Source organism: Salinactinospora qingdaonensis (genome assembly GCF_039539445.1).
Lineage (GTDB): Bacteria > Actinomycetota > Actinomycetes > Streptosporangiales > Streptosporangiaceae > Salinactinospora > Salinactinospora qingdaonensis.
Genome location: NZ_BAABDD010000043.1, coordinates 11,048 through 34,017, shown reverse-complemented (window position 1 = coordinate 34,017; position 22,970 = coordinate 11,048). Strand labels below are relative to the sequence as shown.

Sequence of the window (22,970 nt, the reverse complement as noted above, 5' to 3'; positions counted from 1 at the left end):
CGGCCACGCTCAACCTGGCCGCCACCGGCGCCCAGTGCGCCCGGATCTTCGAGCCCTACGACGCCGCCTTCGCCGCCGACTGCCTCGACGCCGCCGAGACCGCCTGGCAGGCCGCCCAGGCCAACCCCGAAATCTACGCCCCGGCCGGCGGCGTGGGCGGTGGCCCCTACAACGACGACAACGTCACCGACGAGTTCTACTGGGCCGCGGCCGAGCTGTTCATCACCACCGGTGAGCAGAGCTACGCCGACGCCGTGACCTCCTCGCCGCTGCACACCGAGGACGTGTTCACCGCCGGCGGATTCAGTTGGAACTCGATGGCTCCGCTGGCCCGCATGGACCTGGCCACGGTGCCCAACGACCTGCCCGACCGTGACCGGGTGCGTGACACCGTCGTCGCCGGAGCCGACCAGTACCTGGCCGCGCTACAGTCCAGCCCGTGGGACCTGCCCTACGACCCCTACGACAACGTCTTCGTGTGGGGCTCCAACAGCCAGGTCCTCAACAACATGGTCGTTATGGCCACCGCCTTCGACCTCACCGGCGACGAGAAGTACCGCGACGGTGTGCTGGCGGGCATGGACTACATCCTGGGGCGCAACGCCCTCAACCAGTCCTACGTGACCGGCTACGGCGAGAACGACGCCAAGAACCAGCACAGCCGCTGGTACGCCAACCAGCTCGACTCCAGCCTGCCCAACCCGCCCGACGGCACCGTCTCCGGCGGCCCCAACTCCCAGACCGAAACCTGGGACCCGGTCGCCCAGGACAAGCTGGAAGGCTGCGCCCCGCAGTTCTGCTACATCGACGACATCGAGTCGTGGGCCACCAACGAGTTGACCGTCAACTGGAACGCCCCGCTGTCCTGGCTCAGCTCCTTCATCGCCGACCAGGACAACGCGGCCACGCTGCCCGAGACCGGCGTGTGCACGGTGTCCTACACCCAGCACGAGAAGGTCGACGCCGGCCTCAACAACCAGGTCGTCGTCACCAACACCAGTGACGAGCCGATCGACGAGTGGCAGCTCGACTGGTCGTTCCTCGACGGCCAGACCATCGGCGACCACTGGAACGCCGCCATCGAGCAAGACGGCGCCGCGGTCACCGCGACCAACGCCGACTACAACGGCACGATGAACCCCGGTGACGCTGTCACCTTCGGCTTCATCACCAGCAACCCGCAAGGCGCCCTCGCCGCGCCCGAGCAGTTCTGGCTCAACGGTGCCGCCTGTGACCCCGCGCCCGCGCTGAACGAGTAGCGGGTAGGCGCTCGCGCCTGAGGGTCACCACGTGCCGGGGTCTCACACGAGGCCCCGGCACGTTCGTGTTTTTGGCCGCTAGCCGGCGCCGGCACGCCACGAGGCCGGTCTTCCCCGAGCCGGCCCCCTTCCCGTGGCGCGCCCCGGCGCTTTCGGGGCCTCTGTGTTTTTGTCAAGCGGGGCAGGGAGGCGGCGTCGTTCGCTCGTGCCTCGACCGCGAAGCGATCGAGGCACGAGCGACGGGAAACACCACGCGCCCTTCCTCAGCCCTCACCGCGCCCCGGCCTTCGCGCAGGGGCCCCTTTCCGCCGCTGCGATCCTTCTTGCTGGTATGGGTATTGAACGGGGGGTGAACGGGACAGCACGGTCGGCTGTGGGTAGAGTCGCGCGTATGCGCGCTGTGACGATTCCCGAATTCGGCGGTCCCGACGTTTTGCGGGTGGCGGAGCTGCCCCTCCCCGAGCCGGGGGAAGGTCAGGTGCGGGTGCGGGTCGCGGCGGCCACCGTCAACCCCACCGACACGGTGCTGCGGGCCGGCATGCGCGGCGACCCTCCCGGCCCCGAGCCGTGGGTTCCTGGCACGGAGCTGTCCGGGGTCGTCGACACGGTCGGCGAGGGAGTCGCGGACTGGGCGGCCGGTGAGCGCGTGGTCGCGGCCACAATGCCGCGTTCCGGACACGGTGCCCAAGCCGAGTACGTCGTCGTCCCCGCCGAGGCGCTCGCCCGCATCCCCGACGATATGGGCTTCGCCGCCGCGGCCACGATCCCGATGAATGGGCTGACGGTGCGTCAGGCGTTTGACAAGCTGGAGTTGCCGGCTGGCGCCACGCTCGTCGTTACCGGAGCGGCGGGGGCTGTGGGTGGCTACGCGGTCGAGTTGGGGGTGCGGCAGGGGTTGCGGGTGATCGCCGATGCCGGCCCGGCCGATGAGGAGCTTGTGCGGCGGTTGGGTGCCGATGTGGTGGTGCCTCGGGGCGCGGGGATGGTTGCGGCGATTCGGGCCGCGGCTCCGGAGGGGGTGGATGGTCTGATCGATGCCGCCGTGATCGGTGGGCCGGTGCTGGAGGCGGTGCGTGACGGTGGCCGGGTGGCGGCGGTGCGTCCCTTCGACAGTGACGTTGAGCGCGGTATCACGGTTGATCTTGTGCTGGTTGTCGACGAGATGCACGAGGGGGAGAAGCTGCAAGAGTTGGTGGATCTGGCCGCACGTGGCGAGCTGACTCTGCGCGTGGCCCGCGTCCTGCCGGTGGAGGAGGCTGCTGAGGCCCACCGCCAACTCGAAGCCGGCGGCACCCGCGGCCGACTCGTGCTCTCGTTCGACTCCTCGCTGGTCTGAGAGAGCCTCAGAAGAGCACTCATGTGGCGTTTGTCGGTGGTGGAGGGCCAATGTACACCGGACCCAGTTTGTCGACCGCAGGTCGCCTGCATGTGACTGTTCCAGGGCAAAAGGTCGTTTTGCGAATTGAGCCGCGATGATGTCGGTATGCTTCCCTCGGTACTCATGTGAATGGAGAAGATGAAGATGCGTGAGATCGAGGCCCAAGTATCGCATCCAAGATGCCGACGCCCTCTTAGCTGCCTTGAAGAGCAAGGGCATCGTGTTCTTCGCCCCAGTTCACCAAGATGACTAGGCGTATACTCAAGCCGATTGGGGCCACTCGATGCCGAAGGCCGGAGTTGTCTTCGGAGGGCTACGCACACAGCACGGGCAGCATCTCTTCATGGCCAAGCGCCCTGCAAGGGCTGGCACTGTGTCTGGACGAGATAGAGAGGATCGGTATCTTCATCACGGCTCGGATACCACAATGATCACGAAGCCCGTGCCTATTTGCGTATCCGGTCGAAACCGACCCCAACCGGATCATCTACACGACGACGGAACTTGAACGAGCCCTGCTCACTCGACGGTTGATGAGCTTTCCGGAGCGGCGACCAATGCGGCAGGTGCGCTACTCGTCATCTTGCACAGTATGGATCACATCCGAAGCGGTCGCGTGTAGCTGGTTGAAGAATTGTTGGGCAAACTCTTCATCGGCGTGGGTCTCGACTTGCGTGGGCGCGTGTTGTAGGCGCGGTTTTTATCCCGCATGTGTCGGTATCATTCTCGGCATCGGTGGCTTAAGTCGGCATCGTCGCGGTTGGCCATATCAGTGATACGGTTTTTGCGTTTGCAGCCGGGCAGATCGATGGTGTGAACTGTTAGGTTTGTTGGTAATTTTTCTTCTTTTGGTGTTCTATATTATTTTTTCAAATTTTTATCTTTGTTTTTATTTTTTATATAGAAAGCCATGTACGCACTGCATGTAACTGTAGTGGCCAAGATTATGATAAGCGGCATGCCCGCTCTGAGTAGATCAAAACTAGAAAGGATGGCAATCGCTATCCATGATGCAATGAAACCAACCAAAACAGTAGCAATCAAACGAAGAGACGTATCCATCATGAAGCCTGCTAATCAAAAGGGAATCTGGTCATTTTTCATTGTAACATGAAAACAGGGCTCTGCCAACAGAAAGACAGAGCCCTTGGATTCGAAGAAATTAAAATTTAGTATAGCATTAATCTTTCGGTTTACGGAAGGTTTCCGCCTCCACTGTCGATATAGTCTCCGCCTTCATGGAGAAGCCAACTGTAAGCACCGTCGCCAGCTACTTGGATTTCACCTCCTGGGTAATAAATCACTAAATCTCCCCAGATCGGTAGCTGAGATTTAACTTGAGCAGTACGATGAGCAATGTAGCTCTCCACGCCATCGGTCTCGCCTCGACTAACTACGCGGTCTTCTGTATACCCAGGTTGGACGTCAACGTTCGAAGCGACGTCTTCAAACCAGCTATCTTGGACTGGCTGCCCGATAACTTCGCCTGTGGATTCGTCAAAGTCCCAGTCAACCCTGTGATTCCAGTTGAATAGATCATCTCCAATAACCGATTTTTGAGTAAACCCAGAAACCACGTAACCCCCGTACTGAGCGAAAGCAGTCATCCCTTGGCTCGTAGGAGTTGCTATTTCGACTTCAATTCCTTGTGCAGAGGGATCTGGAACATGTCGAGCAACCTCAGGAAATTGTTCGATAAAATCGATATCCTGTTGGCTCCACGTTCCATTTTCAATTCGCTCGATCGCGGCGATTATTTCTTTTTTGTTTTCTCTTGTTTTGTTTGATATTTCTGCGAGGGCTGGACTGGGAGAGAAAAGGGGGAGCATGAAAGAAGCAACAGCAATTGCTGAAATAAATTCATATTTACGGCGAAGCTTGCCTTGGTTCATTGGGTGCCTCCTTGGAGAAGATTCGTGTTCAACATAACAAGAGGTCAAAAAGAAAAAAAAGATAAGTGTTTTGTGGTGTAAATCACTCAAGGTTTTGCTCTAAGAAAAAGGAGGCCATAAATCTATATTCCTACTGGCCGCATCTGGCCATTTGAGAATAAGACCATCTCAACCATCACGCCGACTTTGACACCGCCCTGGTCCCCTGCGCTGCGCCCGTCCCACCGCACAGCAGCCGCACCCGCCGGGCCGCCCCTGCCCACTGCTTGCCCTCGCTGCCTTACGTCGCTCGCCCCGCTTCAGCGAACCGGCCCCGATTCGGTGACCGCCTCTCCCCCGGCTCGACCCACCACCGCCGATGCCGGGCATCCAGGGGTCGTGATGATCCGCCGGGGCGTGAAGCCAGCGGTCCTCTCAAGGATGTTGTGTGTCCAACTCCGGCCATTCCACTGACAGTTCGAGAGCAAGGGGCTACGCTCCCTGCATGGCCGTCGATGATTTCGCCGCTCCGGCTCTCCCCGATCGGGTCGGCACGGTCCCCCGCGAATACTTCGTCCCCCAGGCGGCATGGGTGATGCCCATGCGGGACGCTCCCAGTTACTGGATTGACCGCGCTGCCGATCCTGAGGGGTGGCGGCGGGCTGTCTATAGCGATACGACGATCCTCACTCAGGTCGATGACGGTGAGACGGAGTTGTGTGCCGAGAGCGCTGGGTCGGCGGTGGCGTCGAGTTCTAATACCGCTCCCAGTTTGGTGGCCGATTTCTTGGCGTTGCTCGATGCCTATGACGGGGATCGAGTGTTGGAAGTGGGCACGGGCACGGGGTGGACGGCGGCGCTGTTGGCGGCGCGGGTGGGGCAGCGAAACGTCACGACGGTCGAGGTGGACCGGCAGGTGGCTCGGCAGGCGGTGGCCAACCTGGAGTGTGCGGGGTTCGCGCCGCGGGTGGTGGTGGGCGACGGGGCGCAGGGCGTGGCGGAGGAGGCGCCGTTCGATCGGGTCCATGTCACTTGCGCGGTGCGCGAGGTGCCCTATGCCTGGGTCGAACAGACCCGCCCCGGCGGAGTCATCGTGGCGCCTTGGGCGCCGACGAGTGTGGCGGGCCACCAGCTTCGTCTCGTCGTTACCGGCGAGGCCGCGGTCGGCCGCCTCTGGGGGGAAGCGGCGTTCATGATGCTGCGCCAACAGCGTTTTCGGCCGCCGGACGCCCCAGACGAGGCACGCGAACCCCAAGCCCGCATCGATCCTCGCCGTATCACCCGTGCTGGCGTCGGCCTGCGAGTGGCGCTGGCCGGATTGATCCCCGGGGTTGCCGTCAGCGGACTGGATCGACCGGACGGCGTTCACCAAGTGATGGTGCGCCACGTCGCCTCGGGCTCCGACGCGGTGTGCCGGAAACCGCCCGACCTGCTGCCCCAGGTGAAGCAGTACGGGCCGCGTGACCTGTGGGACGAGTTGGAGGCCGCCTATCTGACATGGGTGGGATGGGGTGAACCCGACTGGGACCGGTTCGGCGTGACGGTCGATGCTGAAGGCCAACATCTCTGGCTCGACAAACCAGATAATCGTATATCGAAGGTACAGCGCTGATGGGCAAGCACGGTAAGGACGTCGAGTGCAAGAACTGCCGAGGGGCAGGCCAAGTTGAAGAGTCACACGACGGGCGGGTCGTCTGGGTGACGTGCAAGATTTGCCACGGTAGCGGCAAGGTCTAGCCGCTGAGGAAGTTCGATCCGCGGTCTCGCAGCCACTCTCGTCGCGGTCGTGGCAACGCTAGGCGCAGTCATTGGCCATGTGGTGTCCATTTTGGCCTGTAGTGCCGGTTTTCTGATTATCGAGAACGTTTATTCTTGAACAAGTGTCTCGCATGATGGGCACTCGCGTTGCTGTTGCGAGGCGCCATAAGAGGTTTTGTCGCTTTTGCGGCGCCGTTTTTGTTGGGTGGCTGCGCCCAGTGTTGCGCTTCCCGCAACACTGGGCGCGGTCTCTGTGCTCCTGCGTCTCACTCAGTGAGATGTGGGCTGTTGTGTCCCCTCGCAGGGTGGGCCGCGCCTGACAAGCGGTCCCGGCCACCGGGTGGGGCTGTTCTGGTGTGTGATGGCCCGAGGGCTGCCGGTGTGGGTGTTGTGGTTAGGTGATCCAGCCGCGGGCGCGGGCTTTGGTGAGGCGGCTTTGGACGGTGCGGGGGTTGAGCCCCAGCGCGGTGGCAATAGCACGGGGATGAGCGCCGTGGCGGTAGAGCACGAAGGTCTCATCATCGGGGTGTAGGCGGGTGGGGCTGGGGGTGTGGGGGGTGCGTACCACGCCGGCGCGGTGCAGGCGGCGGCTGATCGTATCGAGGCTCACCCCCATATGGGCGGCCAGACGGTTCATCGACCAGCCCTCATCGCGGTAGAGGCGGATGACCTCGAGGGTGTTGAGCAGGGCATGCGGGCGCGCGCCGGGTCCCATCACGGTGCCGGCCGCACGCAGCCGGGCGTAGATGGTGGGCAGGCTCCAGCCGGTGTGGGCAGCCAGCGCCGCCGCGGTGATCCCCGCCTCATAGGCCACCCGGTAGTCCTCGGGCGGGCTGTAGCGGTGCAGCCGCGCCAACGCAGGATGCTCCCGGGGTCGCTCGTCGGCGGATGCGCGGGGCCGCTCGTCGGCGGATTCGCGGGGCCACTCGTTGGGGGATGCGGGGGGCTGCTCGTTGGGGGATGGGTGGGGCTGGGCGTTGGGGGTGGTGGTCATGAACAGGGTCTTTCCTTACGGGTGCAACACACAGGTCGGGCAGGGGTGTGTGCAACACACAGATCAGGCACAGAACAAACGGGGGGTGCCCGGTCGGCCCGGGTGGGGGTGTGCAGCCCCCTCCCACGGTCACCGCACTCCCCCACGGGCCCCACGCGGGGCCCTCGTGGGCCGACCGGGCGGTCTCAGCGGGCGCTACTCCCTAGCCGGGCCACGCCCCGGCCAGGGTCTCCAGTAGCGCTTGGTGCGGTCCCGCCGCGGTAGCGGCGGGCGCGGGTCCTGGGCCTGGAGACGCGCCGCTAGTTCGGTGGCACTCGACGCGGCCAGCATGGGTGCCTTCCCGTGGGCGAGGGCGGTTTCGTTGGCTACGGCCACATAGTCGGGACACCACGCCGCCCCTGTGCGATAGATCCAGTAGTCGGGAAACTCGGTGCGCAGGTGGCGCACCTGCGCGCTGGGGTAGACCTCCATCACCGCTCACATCCCCGGCATATCGAGCCGAGCGGGAGGATGCGGCCCCACCGGCTGCCAGGCGATCTCGAAGAACACCCCACCGCCGGACCCGGGTGGCAGCGTGCCCCAGGTGTGGGCGAAGGCCTCCACCAACGCCAACCCATAGCCCGAGGCGCGCTCGGCGGCGGTTTCCCGGGCCTGGAGCCGCGGGCGGGACGAACTCCCGGCGTCGCGCACCTGCACCCGCAGCCAGCCCGCGAACCGCGCCCACACCTCCACCGTGTAGCCCTGCTCAGCACTGGCCGTATGCCGCAGCGCGTTCGTCGCCGTCTCCGACAACAACAACGCCGCCGTCGCCCGCTGCGCCTGCGGCGCGCCCATCTCAGCGGCCACCGACTCCACCCAATCCCGCCCGGTTTTCACACTCGCAGGCACGCCAGCGAAGCGGCGCCGCCAGGCGCGGTCGTAGATCCCCGTCATCGCCGCTCACCCACCCTCAGCACGTAGGGGCGCACACGGCGACCACGCGGGCGAACCACCGGGAGCACAGCCCCGCAACACCCGCCATGCCAGGACAACTCGGCACACCGACTAGCCTTGCTCATAGGTCCTCACCTGCTCTGTCCAGGTCGAAGGGCTCAGGCCCTACCGGGTGGTGACGCACCCGGGTAGGGCCGTTCTCGTTTGGATGGAAAGATCACCTCAAACGAGACGGCGGTTCCGTACCGCCGCTTTCCAACTTGGCATCGCGGGCAGCCAAATTCCATAAACACAGCGCAGGAAGAGCACAGTCGATGATGGTTGTGGAATCAGTGGCGAACCAAACATTGCCTGTGGTGTTCTGTGGTTATGGCGCGACATCTACCAGCAGAAAGTAACCCGGCCCTACGTCGCTTCGGGGTGGAATTGTCCCGTTTGCGCAAGCTTGCCGAAAAGTCACAACAGAAGTTAGCGAAGGAAACTCTCGTTTCCCAGCAGCAGGTGGGTGCGATCGAGCGTGCGGAACGCTATCCGAGCAAGGATTTCGCAGCACTGGCTGACCAAGCGTTGAACAGCGGCACGACGCTGAGCGACATGTGGCCGGAGCTGTACAAGGATGCCTATCCGCACGGCGTGGGCGAATACGTGGACATGGAACGGCAAGCCTCCATGATCCGGCAATACCATCCCACGCTCATCCCAGGATTGGTGCAGACAGAGGACTACGCGCGTACGACCCTGCGCGCGGGCAACCCACTGGCCTCCTCAGAGGAGATCGAGCGGCTTCTTGAGGCCAGGATGAGTCGACAACGGCTGTTCTCTCGACCCAAGCCCCCACTAGCTTGGTTCGTCGTCGATGAAGCGGTGATCACGCGGCCTGTCGGCTCTGCGAAAATCATGAGCGACCAGCTCGGAGTGCTGCTCGACATGATCGATAACCGCAAGATCCAGTTCCAGGTGATCCCCTTCGCCACCTGCCACCATCCTGGGCTTACCGGGCCGTTTATCGTCTTGTCGTTCCAAACCAAGCCCGATCTGGTGTACGCGGAAACCGTGGCACAAGGCGAGATGGTCAGCGACCCTGATCGGGTCGCCCCTCTTACCCTGCTGGCTACCAACTTGCAGGGAGCGGCTCTGTCACCAGAGCAGTCGAGGCAGTTCATTTACAAGACACGGGAGACGTTCAATGGACCTGAACTGGCATAAGAGCAGCTACAGCAGCCAGCAGGGCGGCGAATGCATAGAGGTCGCGGAAGCCCCTCAAGCGGTGTTGGTCAGGGACACCCAAAACCGCGCGCGTGGGCACCTCGCGTTTTCTGCTGCGGAGTGGGCGGCGTTGTTGTCCGAGGTGAAGCACGACCGGCTGTAGCGAGTGGTGTGGGTTCTTGCTGGCCCCTGGGTATGCGTTGCCTGGGGGCTTTGTCATGTGTGGCGCTCTCACCTGAAGAGTCGCTGCGGATGCTTCGGCTCACCTGAAGAGTCGCTGCGGATGCTTCGGGCCGAGTTGGAAGGGTTGACTCATGGATGAGATGTGGCGCAAAGCCAGCTACAGCAGCCAGCAGGGCGGAGCATGCGTAGAGGTTGCGGAAGCCCCTCAAGCGGTGTTGGTCAGGGACACCCAAAACCGCGCGCGTGGGCACCTCGCGTTTTCTGCTGCGGAGTGGGCGGCGTTGTTGTCCGAGGTGAAGCACGACCGGCTGTAGTGAGTGGTGTGGGTTCTTGCTGGCCCCTGGGTATGTGTTGCCTGGGGGCTTTGCTGTTCGAGGCTGTTGGAGCGAGCCCTTTTTAGTAGGTGGGGCGCCAGGGGCCGCCGGCGCTTTCGTAGTTTTCGTTGGGGCGCTGGGCGTGCCGGCCGATGGCCGGCGGCACCACCGGCGGGATGCGGTGGATGACCTGGTCGGCGGCCGTGGGTTCGCGGCGCCGCGAGTGCGGGGCCGCGTGAGGCTCCGCTCCCGTCTGCGGCCATGACGAAGGGGCCGCCTGGGGCTGCCCGTTCGGCTGCGGCGTTGCCTGCGCTCCCCACTGCTGCTGTGGCTGCGGCGCCGACCGGGGCTGCTCCGGCTTCCACTGCGACCACTGCCCGGCCTCCCACTGCGGCTGTTGGCCCGACTGCTGCCATGACTGCGGTTCCCACCGCGGTTCCGGCTGCTGCCGGGGCGGCGGGGCTGACTGCGGTTGGGGCGCTGGCTGGTTCCACGGCGCCGATTCCGGCTGTCCTCTCGGTGGCGTCCACGGCGGTGTGTCCGGTTGCCCCCTCGGGTGCGTCCACAGCGGCGTTTCCGGCTGCTGCCCCCATAGGGGAGACGACGACTGCACCCCCTGCGCTCCCTGCTGGCATTGCTGCCACGACGGTGCTGCTGCCTGGGGGCGTGCCTCCGGCCGCGGCCAGGCATGAGGGTCCGAGTACTGCCAGGAGCGTGCCTCTGCCTGCTGCCAGGGGTGTGGCTCTGGCTGCCGTTGTAGTTGTGCTTTAGTCTCCTGCCACAGTTGCGGTTCCGGCTCCTGCCGCGGTGGAGGAGGCGCCTGCTGCGCTCCTGGCACCGATGGCGGCGACCATGACTGGGCTGCCGCCTGTGGTTGCGGCCCCGACTCTGTCGGCGCCGGCCGGGGCTGGGGAGGCGTCTGCTGCGCTCCTGGCACCGATTGTTGCCGGGAAGTCGACCACGACTCCGGACGTGGGGCGGCAGCTTGGGACGGTATCGACGGGCGGCGGGTGCGTACGCGCAGCAGCGTAGTCATGTTCGTGGGGTCGCTCGATTCGAGCACACCTTTGCCTCCGGGCACCACCGCCCGGTAGGTCTGGCTTCTCTCGCCCCACCACACCGTGGTCCCGGGGAACTGCTGTTGCAGGTCGGCAGCGCGGGCGTGCTCGCTGGCGTACTCGATCGAGCGGCCCCACCGGCGCGGCAGCCGAGCCGCGCGCGCGGTCCGGCACGCCGGGTGGACGCAGACCCGGCAGATGTCGCTGCTCGGCATAGCCGCTTCCCCCCGTCGTCGTTTCCTTACCGCGCGTGTTGTCTGTCGTGCCGCACCGGCCGCACGGTCGTTGGTCCTGCCGCCGCGTGGGGGAGCACGGCGCGGAGCTCGCCTGGTGGGGCAGTGCGCCGGTGCGTATGGCCATATCGGTGACGCCACTTTCCATAGTGGGGCAAGCCGGGCCATAACAGGGCAAGTCAACGACCACGGGTCGGCCAAGATGTCACAGCGTGCTCTTCGGCGGGCCGGTTGTGGCCACCGTGCTCCCTCGGGACTGGGCGGTATGCCGTGTCCAGTGGGGCCCGCTGTCGCCTGCTCTGTCCCGCCTTTTTCATCGCAATTCCCGCAATCGGGAAATCTTATGGCCAACGGCTGTTATTTCACATGTCCGATGTCGGTCACTCGGTTTTACCTGCCGCATGACAACCGCCTGTTCGCTTTTCTCGTCCGTCCTGTTTTCCCGAAGGGGGAAACACTCCCGGTATGCGCGTACGGCCTCACGCCCAACGTCGCGCTCCGCGTTGCCCGGTGGTGTCGCCAGGCCACCGCGCCTCGCCCGCACCCCGGTGAACAGCGCGGCGGCTGGCCATGAGCGGGGGTGGAAGCCGGTGTGGCGAATGTGTGGCCGGCCAGGCAGGTCATGGCAACTCCCTCACCAAGAATCCATTGCAAAGTATAAAAGTTACAAAAATGCCCTGTCGATCCTTGAGCTGCTTTGTCCTTTTTCGCGGATTTCTCTAGTAAAGAATTCCTCATAAAGCGTGTCACGAAGAATGCTGCCCACCGGGACACGGGTAGTGGCGGCGCGACCCACCAATCACCCGTCTCCGGGCCGCATACGGCCCGGAGACCTGATCAAAGAGGGGGAATTTGTGGCCACGAGAAAGCTAGCCGCAGTCGCACTGACGGTGCCGGTGTGCGTGGTGACCGCCGCCGCACCTGCCATGGCCGAGCAGCACACCGAGACGTTGCACGCTAACTTGCAGCCGCTCAACGAGTCCGGAGCCAGTGGCACGGCCAACGTGACTGTGGAGGGCACTCACGTCACGGTCGACATCAACTCCAACGGGCTGGTGGCCGACGCTCCACACGCCCAGCACTTCCATATCGGCGGGCAGAACACCTGCCCCACCGACGAGGCCGACACCAACGACAACGGGCTGATCAGCACGCCTGAGGGCCAGCCCTTCTACGGCGACATCCAGACCTCGCTGACCACCGAGGGCGACACCAGCCCCGACAGCGGGCTGGCGGTCGACCGGATGCCCACCGCCGACAGCGGCGGCAACGTCGACTACAGCCGCAGCTTCGAGGTTCCTCAAGATGTCGCCGACTCGCTGCGCGACGGCGACGCCGTGATCGTGCAACACGGCATCGACGTCAACGGCAACGGCGAGTACGACACCGAGGCGGGCCAGAGTGAGCTCGACCCCGCCCTTCCGGCCGAAGCCACCCACCCCGCGACCTGTGGCCGGCTCACGTCGGCTCCCGACGGCGGCGTGGCCGCCGGAGGTGGCGGCGCCATGGACAACGGCGCCAACACGGCCCTGGCGGGCTTTGGCGCGTTCCTCGTCGCCGCGGCCGGCACGGTCCTGTTCCTCGGTCGGCGTGCCCATGCCAACCGGTAGCCCTGCCGCGCCGATAGGGCGTCAAGGAGAACGACGGTGATCCCCGTGCGGACACCGGGTGGCCACCGCCGAATCCGGGCGGTGGCCACCGCGTCGCTGGGCACACTCGGCGTCGTGCTGCTCGCCGCGGGGCTGTGGCCAGGCCTCTCCGGCGCGCCGCAGCCGCCACCGGCGGACGAAGCGTCCCACGCGTCTTCCCCGCAGTCCGCACCGCCGGATACGGCTGCCACAGCCGCGCTGGCGGAGCCGGGGCGCGTCGAGCCGGTGCGGCTGCGGATTCCGGCGATCGAGGTGGCCACGAGCCGTCTGGTGCCGCTGGGGGTGCGCGAAGACGGCGAACTTGAGGTGCCTCGCGACTACGACGCGGTGGGCTGGTACCGCGGCGGGCCGTGGCCGGGCCAGCCGGGGCCGGCGGTCATGGGCGCCCACGTCGACTCCGACACCGGGCCGGCGGTCTTCTACCGACTGGGGGAGCTACGCCCCGGCGACACGATCACGGTGGAACGCGCCGAGGGCGAAGCGCCGGTGTTCACGGTCTACGCGGTGCAGCGCTACCGCAAGGAGGACTTCGCCACCGGTCAGGTGTACGGCTCGACGGGGGGACGCCCTGAGCTGCGGCTGATCACCTGCGGCGGCGGCTTCGACGAGGCGACCCAGACATACGAGAGCAACACCGTGGTGTACGCGGCGCTCAGCGGCGCGCGCCCCGCCCCGTGACGGGCCGAGGCCATCCCCCGTCCCGTCGCTCCCGGCCGCCCCGATTTCGGTCCCCTGATCTGGGGGTGTCCTCTGCGGTCACACTGTGTCATTTCCGCTGTGAGCTGCGAAAACGCTGATCTGTCGTGGAAAAGGTCCGGGTTTAACCGATTCGCAATCGGGACAGTAGGGACGGCAAAACGCCGGGGGGACATCGGGGGGTGGCGTTATGCGCAAGAACATCTTCGTGCTAGGGCTCGATGAGCTGAACCTGCGAATACTGCGCGAGTCGCCGCACGCCTCCCAGTACCGCTTCCACGGCATCATGAGCCAGCCGGAGCTGCGCCACGGCGGCGAGGTCGACCTGCCCGGGCTGCTCGAGAAGGCGCGCAGCCAGTTGGACTCCTTCGACGGCCACGTGGACGCCATCATCGGCTACTGGGACTTCCCGGTCACCCTGATGCTCCCGCTGCTGCGAGCCCGCTACGGCCTGCCCGGCGCGAGCCTGGAGTCGGTACTCAAATGCGAGCACAAGTACTGGAGCCGGCTCGAACAGCGCAAGGTCATCAGCGAGATCCCCCGGTTCGGCCTGGTCCGGCTCAGCGACACCGCGTCCCCACCCCCAGGGGTGCGCTACCCGATGTGGCTCAAGCCGGTGAAGTCGATGTCATCGATGCTGGCATTCCTGCTGTCGGGGCCGGAGGATTTCGCTAAGGCGGTCGGCGCGATCCGCCCCAAAATCGGCCGCATCGGCAAGCCCTTCGAGTTCGTGCTCTCCCAAGTCGAGCTGCCGCCCGAGATCGCAGCCGCCGGCGGCATGACCTGTCTGGCCGAGGAGTCGGTCACCGGTAGGCAGGTCACCCTCGAGGGGTACAGCTTCGACGGCGAGGTCCGTACCTACGGCGTGGTGGACTCGTTCAAATACCCCTACTCCAACAGCTTCCTGCGCTACCAGTACCCGTCGTCGCTGCCGGAGCCGGTCATCGGGCGCATGACCGACATCACCGCCCGCGTGGTGCGCCAAGTGGGTCTGTCCGGCACCACGTTCAACGTCGAGTTCTTCTGGGACGCCGAGCGCGACACCATAAAGCTCCTGGAGATCAACCCGCGCCACTCCCAGTCCCACGCCCCGCTGTTCGCGTTCGTCGACGGCATCCCCAACCACGAGTGCATGGTCTCCCTGGCGTTAGGGCATCCGCCCGACTTTCCGCACCGGCAAGGGCGCTACGCCGTCGCGGCCAAGTACTTCCTGCGTCGATTCACCGACGGTTTCGTGCGCAGCGTCCCCTCGCGCGACGAGGTGGCCCGCGTGCAGCGCGAACTGCCCGGAACCATCGTCGACGTCGTCGCCCGAGAAGACCAGTGGCTCTCAGAGCTGCCCTCCCAGGACAGCTACAGCTTTGAACTCGCCCGCGTCTTCGTGGCCGCCCACGACGAGAACGAACTGCGCGCGAAATACGAACAGTGCGTGGCGCGGCTGCCGTTCACCGTCGACGACAAGCAACCCTGAGCCGCACGGCGGCCCCACCCCGACCCCGACGGGAGGAGACACCAAGGATGCGAACGGTGGCATCGCTGCCGCACGTGATCCGGGAGGACGAGCACGTGTGGATACCGATGTCGGATGGGCCCCGGCTGGCCGCGCGGATCTGGCGGCCGGTCGCCTCCGACGACGCGCCCGTCCCCGCGGTCTTGGAGTTCATCCCCTACCGCAAACGCGACCTCACCGCCCAACGCGACTCGATCCACCACCCCTACATGGCCGGGCACGGCTATGCGTGCGTGCGCGTGGACCTGCGCGGCAGCGGAGACTCCGAGGGGGTCCTGCGCGACGAGTACCTGGAGCAGGAACTGGCCGACGCCGAGGAGATCCTCGCCTGGATCGCCCAGCAGCCGTGGTCGAACGGCAACGCGGGCATGATGGGGATCTCCTGGGGCGGGTTCAACGCCCTCCAGGTGGCCGCGCGCCGCCCGCCCAGCCTCAAAGCCATCGCCGCGGTCTCCGCCAGCGACGACCGTTACTCCGACGACGTCCACTACATGGGAGGGTGCCTGCTCAGCGACAACCTCTCGTGGGCGTCGACCATGTTCGCCTACACCTCCTGCCCGCCCGACCCGCAGTTGGTGGGCCAGCAGTGGCGGGAGATGTGGCACGAGCGGCTGCGCAACAGCGGGTTATGGCTGGAGGAGTGGCTGCGTCACCAGCGCCGCGACGACTACTGGCGCCATGGCTCGATCTCGGAGGACTACACCGCCGTGCAGTGCCCGGTGCTGGCCGTCAGCGGCTGGGCCGACGGCTACACCAACGCCGTGTTCCGGCTGCTGGCCAACCTCGACGTGCCCCGCCAGGGCCTGATCGGGCCGTGGTCGCACAAGTACCCCCACCTCGGCCGTCCCGGCCCGGCCATTGGCTTCCTCCAAGAGCTGGTGCGCTGGTGGGACCACTGGCTCAAAGGCGTGGACAACGACGTCATGTCTGAGCCGATGTTGCGGATCTGGATGCAGGAGAGCGTGCCGCCCTCCACGAGCTACACGCGCCGCCCCGGCCGCTGGGTGGGCGAGTGGAGCTGGCCCTCCCCGCGGATCACGTCCTACACCCTCCCGCTGGGGCGTGGGCGTATCGGCCTGCCCGGCGAGATCGCCGAGCCCGAGGAGTTGACCATCGAGTCGCCCCTGTCGGTCGGGCAGTTCGCCGGAAAGTGGTGTTCCTACAACGCGCCCCCGGATCTGCCCTACGACCAGCGCGAAGAGGACGGCGGGTCGCTGGTCTTCGACAGTGACGTCCTCACCGAGCGCTACGAGATCATGGGCGAGCCCGTGGTCGAGCTGGAACTGACCTCGAACCAGCCGGTCGCCATGGTCGCCGTTCGGCTCTCCGACGTCGCCCCCGACGGCCGTGCCACCCGCGTCAGCTACGGCCTGCTGAACCTGGCCCACCGCAACAGCCACCACACGCCCGAGCCGCTGGTTCCGGGCCAGCGCTACCGGGTGGCGGTCCAGCTCAACGCCATGGCGCAGGCATTCCCGCCCGGCCACCGCCTCCGGCTCGCCATCTCAACGTCCTATTGGCCGCTGGCCTGGCCCCCGCCGCGGTCGGCCCGCCTCACGATCTTCGCCGGCTCTAGCAGCATCACCATGCCGGTGCGCCCCTTCGACGACGACCGTCCCCACGTCAGCGAGTTCGGTCCGCCAGAGGGCAGCCCCGCCATCTCCACGACCCAACTGCGTCCGGGCGAGCACCGCTGGAGGGTCTCGCGGGACCTGGTCGACTACGCCTCCACACTGGATGTGGTCAAAGACCTCGGGGTCGTGCGCCTCGACGATATCGACCTGGAGGTGACACGGCGCGCCGATGAGAGCTACGGCTGGAACGGCAACGACTTCATGTCGGTTTACGGCGAGGTCACGTGGCAGATGGGTTTTGCCAGAGACAATTGGCGGGTGACAACCACCACGCGCACGGTGCTGCGCTCCACCCCGGTGGAGTTTCGTATCCACGCCCAACTCGACGCCTACGAGGGGGAGCGCCGGGTCTTCTCCCGCAACTGGAACGTCTCCATGCCGCGCGACCATGTGTGAGCAATCTCCCCTGCCGCGCCGGGGACCATCGCCTCTCCCGTTCGGGGCGGTGGGGCGCATACAGTGGCAGTCGCAGGCCGGGACGGGCTGCGGTTCCCCCGTCCGGCGACGCGCGGCGGCTGGCGGCACCGCGCCGTTCGACAGCCGCGGTGAACGTGACCTGGGAGGAGCCACATGTCCGACGTTCGCCCTCAGCTTCCGCAGGCGGGGCCGCACCCGCACCCCTCGCCCCCACGGGGAGAAGCCACACCGGAACCCAACGCCCTCTTCGTCTACGGGACCCTGCTGTTTCCTGAGGTGCTGCACGCCCTGATCGGCCGCAAGCCCGAGAGCGTCATGGCCAGCGCGCCCGGCTGGCGCGCCGCCGTGCTGTACGGCCGCCCCTACCCCGGCCTGGTGCCCGCCGATGGCGCGGTCACCGGTCGGCTGCTCATGGGCTTGGAACCCGAGGAGTGGCGGGTACTCGACGCTTTCGAGGGCGAGGAGTACGAGCCGCGCCGCATCGAGCTCGCCGATGGCCGTCCCGGTTGGGTCTACGTCTGGCTCGACCCCGAGTCGGTCGCCACGGAGGACTGGAGCGCCGAGCAGTTCGCTGCCCGTCACCTCGCCGACTACGTGGACAACTGCGCGGCCTGGCGCGACTAGGTTGTGTTCGGACGGCTGGGGTGTAGGGGCCGTGGGGATGTTCTCCGTTGGCCCGTGCCTCGATCGCTGCGCGATCTCTCCGGGCCTGCGAAGGTGACGGCGGACGCGCTCCCCCACGTGTGCCCACCGCCCGTTCTCGCCGCCCCTCCACCCCCAGGCCTTGGCCAACCGCCGGGCCACCGGGGTTACCGACACGGCGGCCCCGGGACCCGCGTGGGACTCCGGGGCCATACGTGAGGCCGATCGCCTTACTTGCGGAACACGAAGATTCCCCACGCCAGGTGGCCGGCGTTACCGCCGTTGACCCAGTTGCGCAGACCGTTCTTCATCCGCTCCTGGTACTCGGCGCTGACCTTGCCCTCCAGCTCGCTCTGGCGGCTTTCCAGCTCCTTCAGTACCCGGCCGTAGTGGGCGGGAAGTTGCGGCGAGTTGTCGTCAAACTCCACCTCGGTCAACCCCAGGCGTCCTAGCTCCTTGCGGTAGAAGCCCGGCGTCCCCATGGTGTCGAGGTGCAGACGGTCCAGGATGGGCTGGAGGTCGTCCTTGCGGGCGCCGTCGGCGGCCATCGGGTCGGTGAAGATGAACTCCCCACCGGTGCGAAGCACCCGAACCGCCTCTTCCAGCACCCGAGCCCGGTCGCCGCTGTGCAGCATGGCGTCCTGGGACCAGACCACGTCGAACGCGGCGTCGTTGGCGTTGATGTTCTCGAACGAGCCATCCCAGACGTCGATCAGGTGGTCCAGGCCAGCCTCAGCGTTCATCTCACGGTTGCGCTCGTTCTCGACCTCGCTGAGGTTGAGACAGGTTACGTGACAGCCGTAAGTCTCGGCGAGGTAGCGGGCCGAACCGCCGTAACCGGCTCCGATGTCGATGATCTTGGTGTTGACATCGATGTCGAGCTTGTTCGCCATTTGCTCGACAGTCCGCCGGCTGGCTGCGGCAATGTCCTCATCGGGGGTCTGGTACAGGCCGACGTGGATGTCGGTGCCACCCCAGATGGTGTAGTAGAAATTGTCCGCGTCACTTGAGTTGTAGTACTCCCGCGCGGTGTGGACAGCGGTGGAGTAGTGGTCGCTGTTCTCCCCTTCGCGCAGGTAGGACTTCTCAGCGATGTGGATGTAGAAATCCGGGTCGCCACCCTTGTAGGTCTCCTGGAAGTCCCCATAGGTGTCGATACGCTGGAAGCCGACCTCTCGCATGAGCCGCCGCATGTAGTTCTTCCGCAGCGGGAACATGTTGAGGTAGTACTTCGACTGGTCGGGGAAGCGGTAGACGAACCGCGCCAGGCCCTCGTCCACGTGATCGGGCTCGGCGGCGACGTCTTCCCCGCAGTAGTAGTACGTGTGAGTGTTCCCGTAGTTACCGTCGAGCAGCGCGTCGTAGTTGCGCTGGTCGATGATCAGGACACCGTCGTGGTTGAGCATGGCGTAGAACTCCGCCAGTGCCTTACGCCGGTCGCCCTCCGAGAACAGGTGGGTGAAGGAATTACCCAGACAGATGATCGCGTCGTAGGTGCCGTGCACGTCGCGATTGAGCCAGCGCCAGTCAGCGTTGACCACGCGAAGAATGTGGCCGCCGTAGGAGTAGCCGTTGGCGAAGGCTTTCGCCAACATCTCGGGGCTACCGTCGGCGCTGACGGTGTCGAAGCCCTCCTCAAGTAGCCGCACGGAGTGGAAACCGGTCCCGGTGGCGACGTCAAGGACCTTCTTGACGCCCCGGGCCTTGAGTTGATCGACGAAGAAGCTGCCTTCGCTTTCGTAACGGCCCTTCCAGTCGATCAGCTCGTCCCACTTGTCGACGAACCCTGTGACGTATTCCTCGGTGTAGTGATCGGTGTCACGAACTGCTAGCGGGTCATTACCAAAGAACTGCTGATCCTGACCTCTAATCGTTTGACTCCTCTACACTCGCAAGTTCCCCTGACACAGCTCAGACGTGGCAGGGGCGGAACTTCGCACCTAACCATTTAACAGCAGCAATCGGCATCAAACGCAAGTCCTCATCGGAGTCGATTCATCTTGAGTCGACCCCGACCCAGCGAAACCCCAGGTGGAGCGCGCCTTCGCACTCCCCCGCGTCTTTCGTCTTCCCTCTGGCACATGACCAGATAGTGAAACGGGTGACATGTTGGTAACCCGCGGCGATCAGTCGCCATCGGGAACCGATCAAGGCGACTCGAAAGGCGCCCAGAGGCCCGTAGGCACGGGAAGTCCCCTCACGATTCGCCAAGAACGAAGGTGAGTGACTGTCGACGCGGTGGTTTGTTGTGATTGTTGCTCAACCGGTGCGACCGGTATCGCTGGCTATGGCAGGTTACTCCTGCTGCTTCATCACGAGGCCACCCACCCCACCCCTTGTCCGCAGAGTCCGCTCCTTTATAATTCGCCTTCCCAACAATACCCTCTGTGTTTTCTGGGAGTCCGCTGAGAAAGTTTGGAGTCACACGCTGTGTGATAGGTCTCCCTTCTCACCTTCGTCACATTCACGCTTTGTTCGAACATTTGTACTATGGATGTGCTGGGTTGCGACTCGATCGCCCCTCTTGTGAGGGGAAATTAGGGAGCTTTTCAGGGGGAATAAGAAAGCCGTTTTCGCGAAAAATAATAAAACTCGGATTGGTGCTTCGGGTGCCGTCGTCGCCGGGGGGACGATAGCCGTGTGTGGGGCGATGTGATTTGTTTTTGGGATGATTGCAGAATTAGTCTCAAATAGAACTTTCCCCAGTTAACACGGTATTAAATTTTCTTTTTTCTTTTTTGTTGAGGGCTCGTAGTGCTGGCTCTCGCGGACTGTAATGAAGCGAAGAACAACTGTGCCGCGAAACCGGCTGGAACAGGCACGGTGCGCCCCGAGAGCTGTTGCGCGAAGGCCAGATCGGGTCTCATGTCCGGCTGTAGGGCGATGATTGTGAAGATATTTCATCGCTTTATCAAAGGTTCACGAAACATTAGTGATCCCGCATTGAGAAACGGGTTACACGGCGGGCGCGAAACGTTGGCGATCGCGCATGCACGTGTCATATCCGGGGGAGTGGCAACCGTTGGCTCTGGCCGTGAAGATCAGCCGACGCCCGCCTAGCCAGATAGCGGTGGCGACACAACTCCACCGCGGTTTTGACGGTGCCGACGCTGCTTCGCTGTGCCGTCGTCTTTCGAGAGGGACGCTCCGGAACTGAGCGCGCCGAACCGGGATTTTGCAGCCTGCGACCACACGGCCGTCTCGACGCGCTCACCCTCGCCCCAGCCAGGCGCTCTCCGGTCGCGTCCCTGGTCAGAGTGTCCGCCCGCCCGTGCTTGCGAGGGCAGCGTTTCCCCTACTCCCAGCGGATTTCTCGCTCAGTGACAACGCTGTGTGACATAAGGGGCCGCGATCCCTGGGGGCTTGACACACGCGCCCCGTTATGGTGCCCCACGGCGCCGGCTCGGTGACGCCCGCCGCCTCCCCACTCTGTCGGGCTGAGTCGTCGCCTCCGAAGGGGACGGGGGTGTGCCGTCCACCCGTGCAGGGTGTGCGACGGGCGCGCCGGTCGCCGCTGGCCGCTGCGCGCCCGTGGCGGGGTGGTGTCGTCTCAACACGCTCACCCCCGGCCTCACCGCTTGCGGCTCTCCTTAGGTGCGCTTGCCCACACCACCGATATAGAGGTGGTGGACGGGGGAGTCGGTGCGGGTCGCGTCGTCAGGGCGCCACTCGTTGACCGGGCACAGCCCCGGTGCGACGAGATCGAGGTCGCCGAAGTACATGCGGTGCTGCGGATAGGGGCGCATCCAGCCTGAGCCCAAGCCCCCCTCGACGAGAGCGTTCTCGATCTCGCGGGCACGGGGATCACCGGGATCGTGGAAGTTGGCGAAGGCGAGGTAGCACCCCGGTCCTAGACGTTCGCGCAGCGCGGCGGCGATGCGCTGGTCCTCGCCGTCGGGCAGGTGGTGCAGCACACTGGCCACGATCACCGCGAAGGGCTCGTTGAGGTCGATGAGCCCCCTCAGTTCGGGATTGGCGAAGATCGACTCGTCGTCGCACACGTCACCGGTGATGACGGTGGTGTTGTCGTCAACCGCGAGCAAGGCGCGGCCGTGAGCCAAGACGATGGGATCGTTGTCCACATAGGCCACGCGCACGTCGTCAGCGACCTCGCGGGCGAACTCATGGATACTGGAGGTCGTGGGGAGCCCTGAGCCCAGATCGATGATCTGGCGAATGCCGCCCTCCCCGACGAGCCAGCGCGTCACCCGCTCCAACCACGCGCGGTTGTCCCAGGGCATCTGGTTGGCGCCAGGGATTTGGAGGAACTTCCGGGCGATCTCGCGGTCGACGGCGAAGTTGTCCTTGCCGTCCAACACCGCGTCGTAGACGCGGGCGATGCTGGGTTCGGCGGTGTTGATCGGCGTCTGCGTCCAGATCGGAGCGTTAGATCCGTTGCTCCCGGCGGAGAGATTCATAGGGGGGCTCATCGCTCACTTGTTCACGACAACCAGGGGCTAGCCCTGCGGTGGGAAACGGTAATCCCTGCGGCGTAGGTGTATTGGAGGACCGACAGAGCAGGTGTGTCGCTCCGATCGTTCGGTAGACGCTACTGGCCGGGGTGGAACCGACTTTCCTCCGCAGCATCGTATTGATGATGGTTGAGCTTTGTCGCTGATTTGTCAAATTTCATCAGCTCACTACCTAGCCAACGCCTTTTATTCGCTTTTGCCCTGGTATGGCGGCCATCGTGCTGGATGTAGCCGGTTGCGCCCTCTCCGGGGCAGGTGCGGGTTTCGGGCATGCGTAGTTTGGTTGGAATTGGGGTATTCCTGCGCTGTTGCGTAATAGCAGCGGGGTGGACCGTTCGCCTCTCTCAGCTCCACGGCGTTTTTCAGCGGAAATCGTCGACAGGCAAGGTGGGGCGGGGCGTGGTGCAGCCCTTGGTCCGCAGCCGCCGCCTCCGTTCCGGTCCTCGTCAATCCTTTCGAGTCAAGACCAAAACGGCGGACTCTCTGGCCAGTAGAGGCCAGCCTGCGGAAGGCATCGGAGGTTTCTATGGGGATGTCAAGCCGGTGGTGGGGAAGTGGTGCCGTCCGCTCGTGCCTCGATCGCTTCGCGATCTCGGCAGCCTGAGGGGGCGCGGTGGCTGAGGCGACCGCAAACGACGTGGGTGGCTGTCGGGGTGGGGTGGTGCTGTTCTAGGTCGGGATGCGACAGCGGGTAGTCCGCTCTCCGCGACGTGGGTGGCTGTCGGGGTGGGGTGGTGCTGTTCTAGGTCGGGATGCGACAGCG

Annotated in this window: 18 protein-coding genes; 11 read left to right on the top strand and 7 right to left on the bottom strand. The window is 65.0% G+C overall.

What is annotated here, in order from left to right; translation table 11 throughout:
* Together ABD848_RS23425 and ABD848_RS23420 are read left to right on the top strand one after the other, a co-directional pair.
* Positions 1-1,259, top strand: a 1,259-nt coding sequence (locus ABD848_RS23425) for a glycoside hydrolase family 9 protein (protein WP_344976829.1), incomplete at its 5' end; no start/stop codon positions are given.
* 391 nt (positions 1,260-1,650) lie between these two features.
* Positions 1,651-2,595 (top strand): NADP-dependent oxidoreductase, encoded by a 945-nt coding sequence (locus ABD848_RS23420; RefSeq protein WP_344976826.1) that lies wholly within the window; start codon positions 1,651-1,653, stop codon positions 2,593-2,595.
* A gap of 1,235 nt (positions 2,596-3,830) precedes the next feature.
* Here ABD848_RS23420 and ABD848_RS23415 read toward each other — a convergent pair.
* Positions 3,831-4,529, bottom strand: a complete 699-nt coding sequence (locus tag ABD848_RS23415) for a hypothetical protein (protein WP_344976822.1) — start codon at positions 4,527-4,529, stop codon at positions 3,831-3,833.
* A 484-nt stretch (positions 4,530-5,013) separates the two neighbouring features.
* Here ABD848_RS23415 and ABD848_RS23410 point away from each other — a divergent pair, with 484 nt between their 5' ends.
* A complete protein-coding gene (locus ABD848_RS23410; protein WP_344976818.1) occupies positions 5,014-6,120 on the top strand; it encodes a methyltransferase domain-containing protein in 1,107 nt (368 codons plus the stop codon).
* A 540-nt stretch (positions 6,121-6,660) separates the two neighbouring features.
* On the opposite strand, the gene ABD848_RS23405 is transcribed toward ABD848_RS23410, so the two are convergent.
* The 3 genes from ABD848_RS23405 to ABD848_RS23395 form a co-directional block, all read right to left on the bottom strand.
* Entirely contained in the window at positions 6,661-7,260 is a 600-nt protein-coding gene (locus ABD848_RS23405) for a sigma factor-like helix-turn-helix DNA-binding protein (protein ID WP_344976815.1), read from the bottom strand.
* Between the two features lie 195 nt (positions 7,261-7,455).
* Positions 7,456-7,731 carry a hypothetical protein gene (locus tag ABD848_RS23400; protein ID WP_344976810.1) on the bottom strand — a complete coding sequence of 92 codons (276 nt, stop codon included), beginning with the start codon at positions 7,729-7,731 and terminating at the stop codon, positions 7,456-7,458.
* A gap of 6 nt (positions 7,732-7,737) precedes the next feature.
* Positions 7,738-8,193 carry an ATP-binding protein gene (locus ABD848_RS23395; RefSeq protein ID WP_344976805.1) on the bottom strand — a complete coding sequence of 152 codons (456 nt, stop codon included), beginning with the start codon at positions 8,191-8,193 and terminating at the stop codon, positions 7,738-7,740.
* Between the two features lie 369 nt (positions 8,194-8,562).
* On the opposite strand from ABD848_RS23395, the gene ABD848_RS23390 reads away from it, so the two are divergent.
* The 3 genes from ABD848_RS23390 (at position 8,563) to ABD848_RS23380 (ending at position 9,896) form a co-directional block, all read left to right on the top strand.
* Positions 8,563-9,399: a helix-turn-helix domain-containing protein gene (locus ABD848_RS23390; RefSeq protein ID WP_344976801.1), complete on the top strand. Its 837-nt coding sequence runs from the start codon at positions 8,563-8,565 to the stop codon at positions 9,397-9,399.
* Positions 9,380-9,562: a DUF397 domain-containing protein gene (locus tag ABD848_RS23385; protein WP_344976797.1), complete on the top strand. Its 183-nt coding sequence runs from the start codon at positions 9,380-9,382 to the stop codon at positions 9,560-9,562. Before ABD848_RS23390 ends, ABD848_RS23385 begins: the two co-directional genes overlap by 20 nt.
* A gap of 151 nt (positions 9,563-9,713) precedes the next feature.
* Positions 9,714-9,896, top strand: a complete 183-nt coding sequence (locus tag ABD848_RS23380) for a DUF397 domain-containing protein (protein WP_344976792.1) — start codon at positions 9,714-9,716, stop codon at positions 9,894-9,896.
* An 82-nt stretch (positions 9,897-9,978) separates the two neighbouring features.
* Here the strand turns inward: ABD848_RS23380 and ABD848_RS23375 are convergent, their stop codons facing one another.
* Positions 9,979-11,169, bottom strand: a complete 1,191-nt coding sequence (locus ABD848_RS23375) for a hypothetical protein (RefSeq protein WP_344976786.1) — start codon at positions 11,167-11,169, stop codon at positions 9,979-9,981.
* 872 nt (positions 11,170-12,041) lie between these two features.
* Here ABD848_RS23375 and ABD848_RS23370 point away from each other — a divergent pair.
* From ABD848_RS23370 to ABD848_RS23350, 5 genes are all read left to right on the top strand, one after another.
* On the top strand, positions 12,042-12,797 hold the full coding sequence (locus ABD848_RS23370) for a hypothetical protein (RefSeq protein ID WP_344976782.1): 756 nt from the start codon (positions 12,042-12,044) through the stop codon (positions 12,795-12,797).
* A 36-nt stretch (positions 12,798-12,833) separates the two neighbouring features.
* A complete protein-coding gene (locus ABD848_RS23365; protein WP_344976776.1) occupies positions 12,834-13,514 on the top strand; it encodes a class F sortase in 681 nt (226 codons plus the stop codon).
* Positions 13,515-13,722: 208 nt separating this feature from the next.
* Positions 13,723-15,003 carry an ATP-grasp domain-containing protein gene (locus ABD848_RS23360; RefSeq protein WP_344976773.1) on the top strand — a complete coding sequence of 427 codons (1,281 nt, stop codon included), beginning with the start codon at positions 13,723-13,725 and terminating at the stop codon, positions 15,001-15,003.
* Between the two features lie 47 nt (positions 15,004-15,050).
* On the top strand, positions 15,051-17,072 hold the full coding sequence (locus tag ABD848_RS23355) for a CocE/NonD family hydrolase (RefSeq protein WP_344976769.1): 2,022 nt from the start codon (positions 15,051-15,053) through the stop codon (positions 17,070-17,072).
* 174 nt (positions 17,073-17,246) lie between these two features.
* The gene (locus ABD848_RS23350; protein ID WP_344976767.1) at positions 17,247-17,717 is read left to right on the top strand and encodes a gamma-glutamylcyclotransferase family protein; all 471 of its coding nucleotides are present in this window, start codon (positions 17,247-17,249) and stop codon (positions 17,715-17,717) included.
* A gap of 248 nt (positions 17,718-17,965) precedes the next feature.
* Here ABD848_RS23350 and ABD848_RS23345 read toward each other — a convergent pair whose 3' ends face one another.
* Positions 17,966-19,606 (bottom strand): glycine/sarcosine N-methyltransferase, encoded by a 1,641-nt coding sequence (locus ABD848_RS23345; protein ID WP_459112881.1) that lies wholly within the window; start codon positions 19,604-19,606, stop codon positions 17,966-17,968.
* Between the two features lie 1,719 nt (positions 19,607-21,325).
* A complete protein-coding gene (locus ABD848_RS23340; RefSeq protein WP_344976764.1) occupies positions 21,326-22,153 on the bottom strand; it encodes an SAM-dependent methyltransferase in 828 nt (275 codons plus the stop codon).
* Positions 22,154-22,970 lie beyond the last annotated feature (817 nt).

Coding starts and splice junctions, on each gene's coding strand:
- ABD848_RS23395 (WP_344976805.1), bottom strand. CDS start 8,193: ATGACGGGGATCTACGACCGCGCCTGGCGGCGCCGCTTCGCTGGCGTG.
- ABD848_RS23375 (WP_344976786.1), bottom strand. CDS start 11,169: ATGCCGAGCAGCGACATCTGCCGGGTCTGCGTCCACCCGGCGTGCCGG.
- ABD848_RS23355 (WP_344976769.1), top strand. CDS start 15,051: ATGCGAACGGTGGCATCGCTGCCGCACGTGATCCGGGAGGACGAGCAC.
- ABD848_RS23420 (WP_344976826.1), top strand. CDS start 1,651: ATGCGCGCTGTGACGATTCCCGAATTCGGCGGTCCCGACGTTTTGCGG.
- ABD848_RS23385 (WP_344976797.1), top strand. CDS start 9,380: ATGGACCTGAACTGGCATAAGAGCAGCTACAGCAGCCAGCAGGGCGGC.
- ABD848_RS23350 (WP_344976767.1), top strand. CDS start 17,247: ATGTCCGACGTTCGCCCTCAGCTTCCGCAGGCGGGGCCGCACCCGCAC.
- ABD848_RS23340 (WP_344976764.1), bottom strand. CDS start 22,153: ATGAATCTCTCCGCCGGGAGCAACGGATCTAACGCTCCGATCTGGACG.
- ABD848_RS23400 (WP_344976810.1), bottom strand. CDS start 7,731: ATGGAGGTCTACCCCAGCGCGCAGGTGCGCCACCTGCGCACCGAGTTT.
- ABD848_RS23380 (WP_344976792.1), top strand. CDS start 9,714: ATGGATGAGATGTGGCGCAAAGCCAGCTACAGCAGCCAGCAGGGCGGA.
- ABD848_RS23410 (WP_344976818.1), top strand. CDS start 5,014: ATGGCCGTCGATGATTTCGCCGCTCCGGCTCTCCCCGATCGGGTCGGC.
- ABD848_RS23405 (WP_344976815.1), bottom strand. CDS start 7,260: ATGACCACCACCCCCAACGCCCAGCCCCACCCATCCCCCAACGAGCAG.
- ABD848_RS23415 (WP_344976822.1), bottom strand. CDS start 4,529: ATGAACCAAGGCAAGCTTCGCCGTAAATATGAATTTATTTCAGCAATT.
- ABD848_RS23360 (WP_344976773.1), top strand. CDS start 13,723: ATGCGCAAGAACATCTTCGTGCTAGGGCTCGATGAGCTGAACCTGCGA.
- ABD848_RS23390 (WP_344976801.1), top strand. CDS start 8,563: ATGGCGCGACATCTACCAGCAGAAAGTAACCCGGCCCTACGTCGCTTC.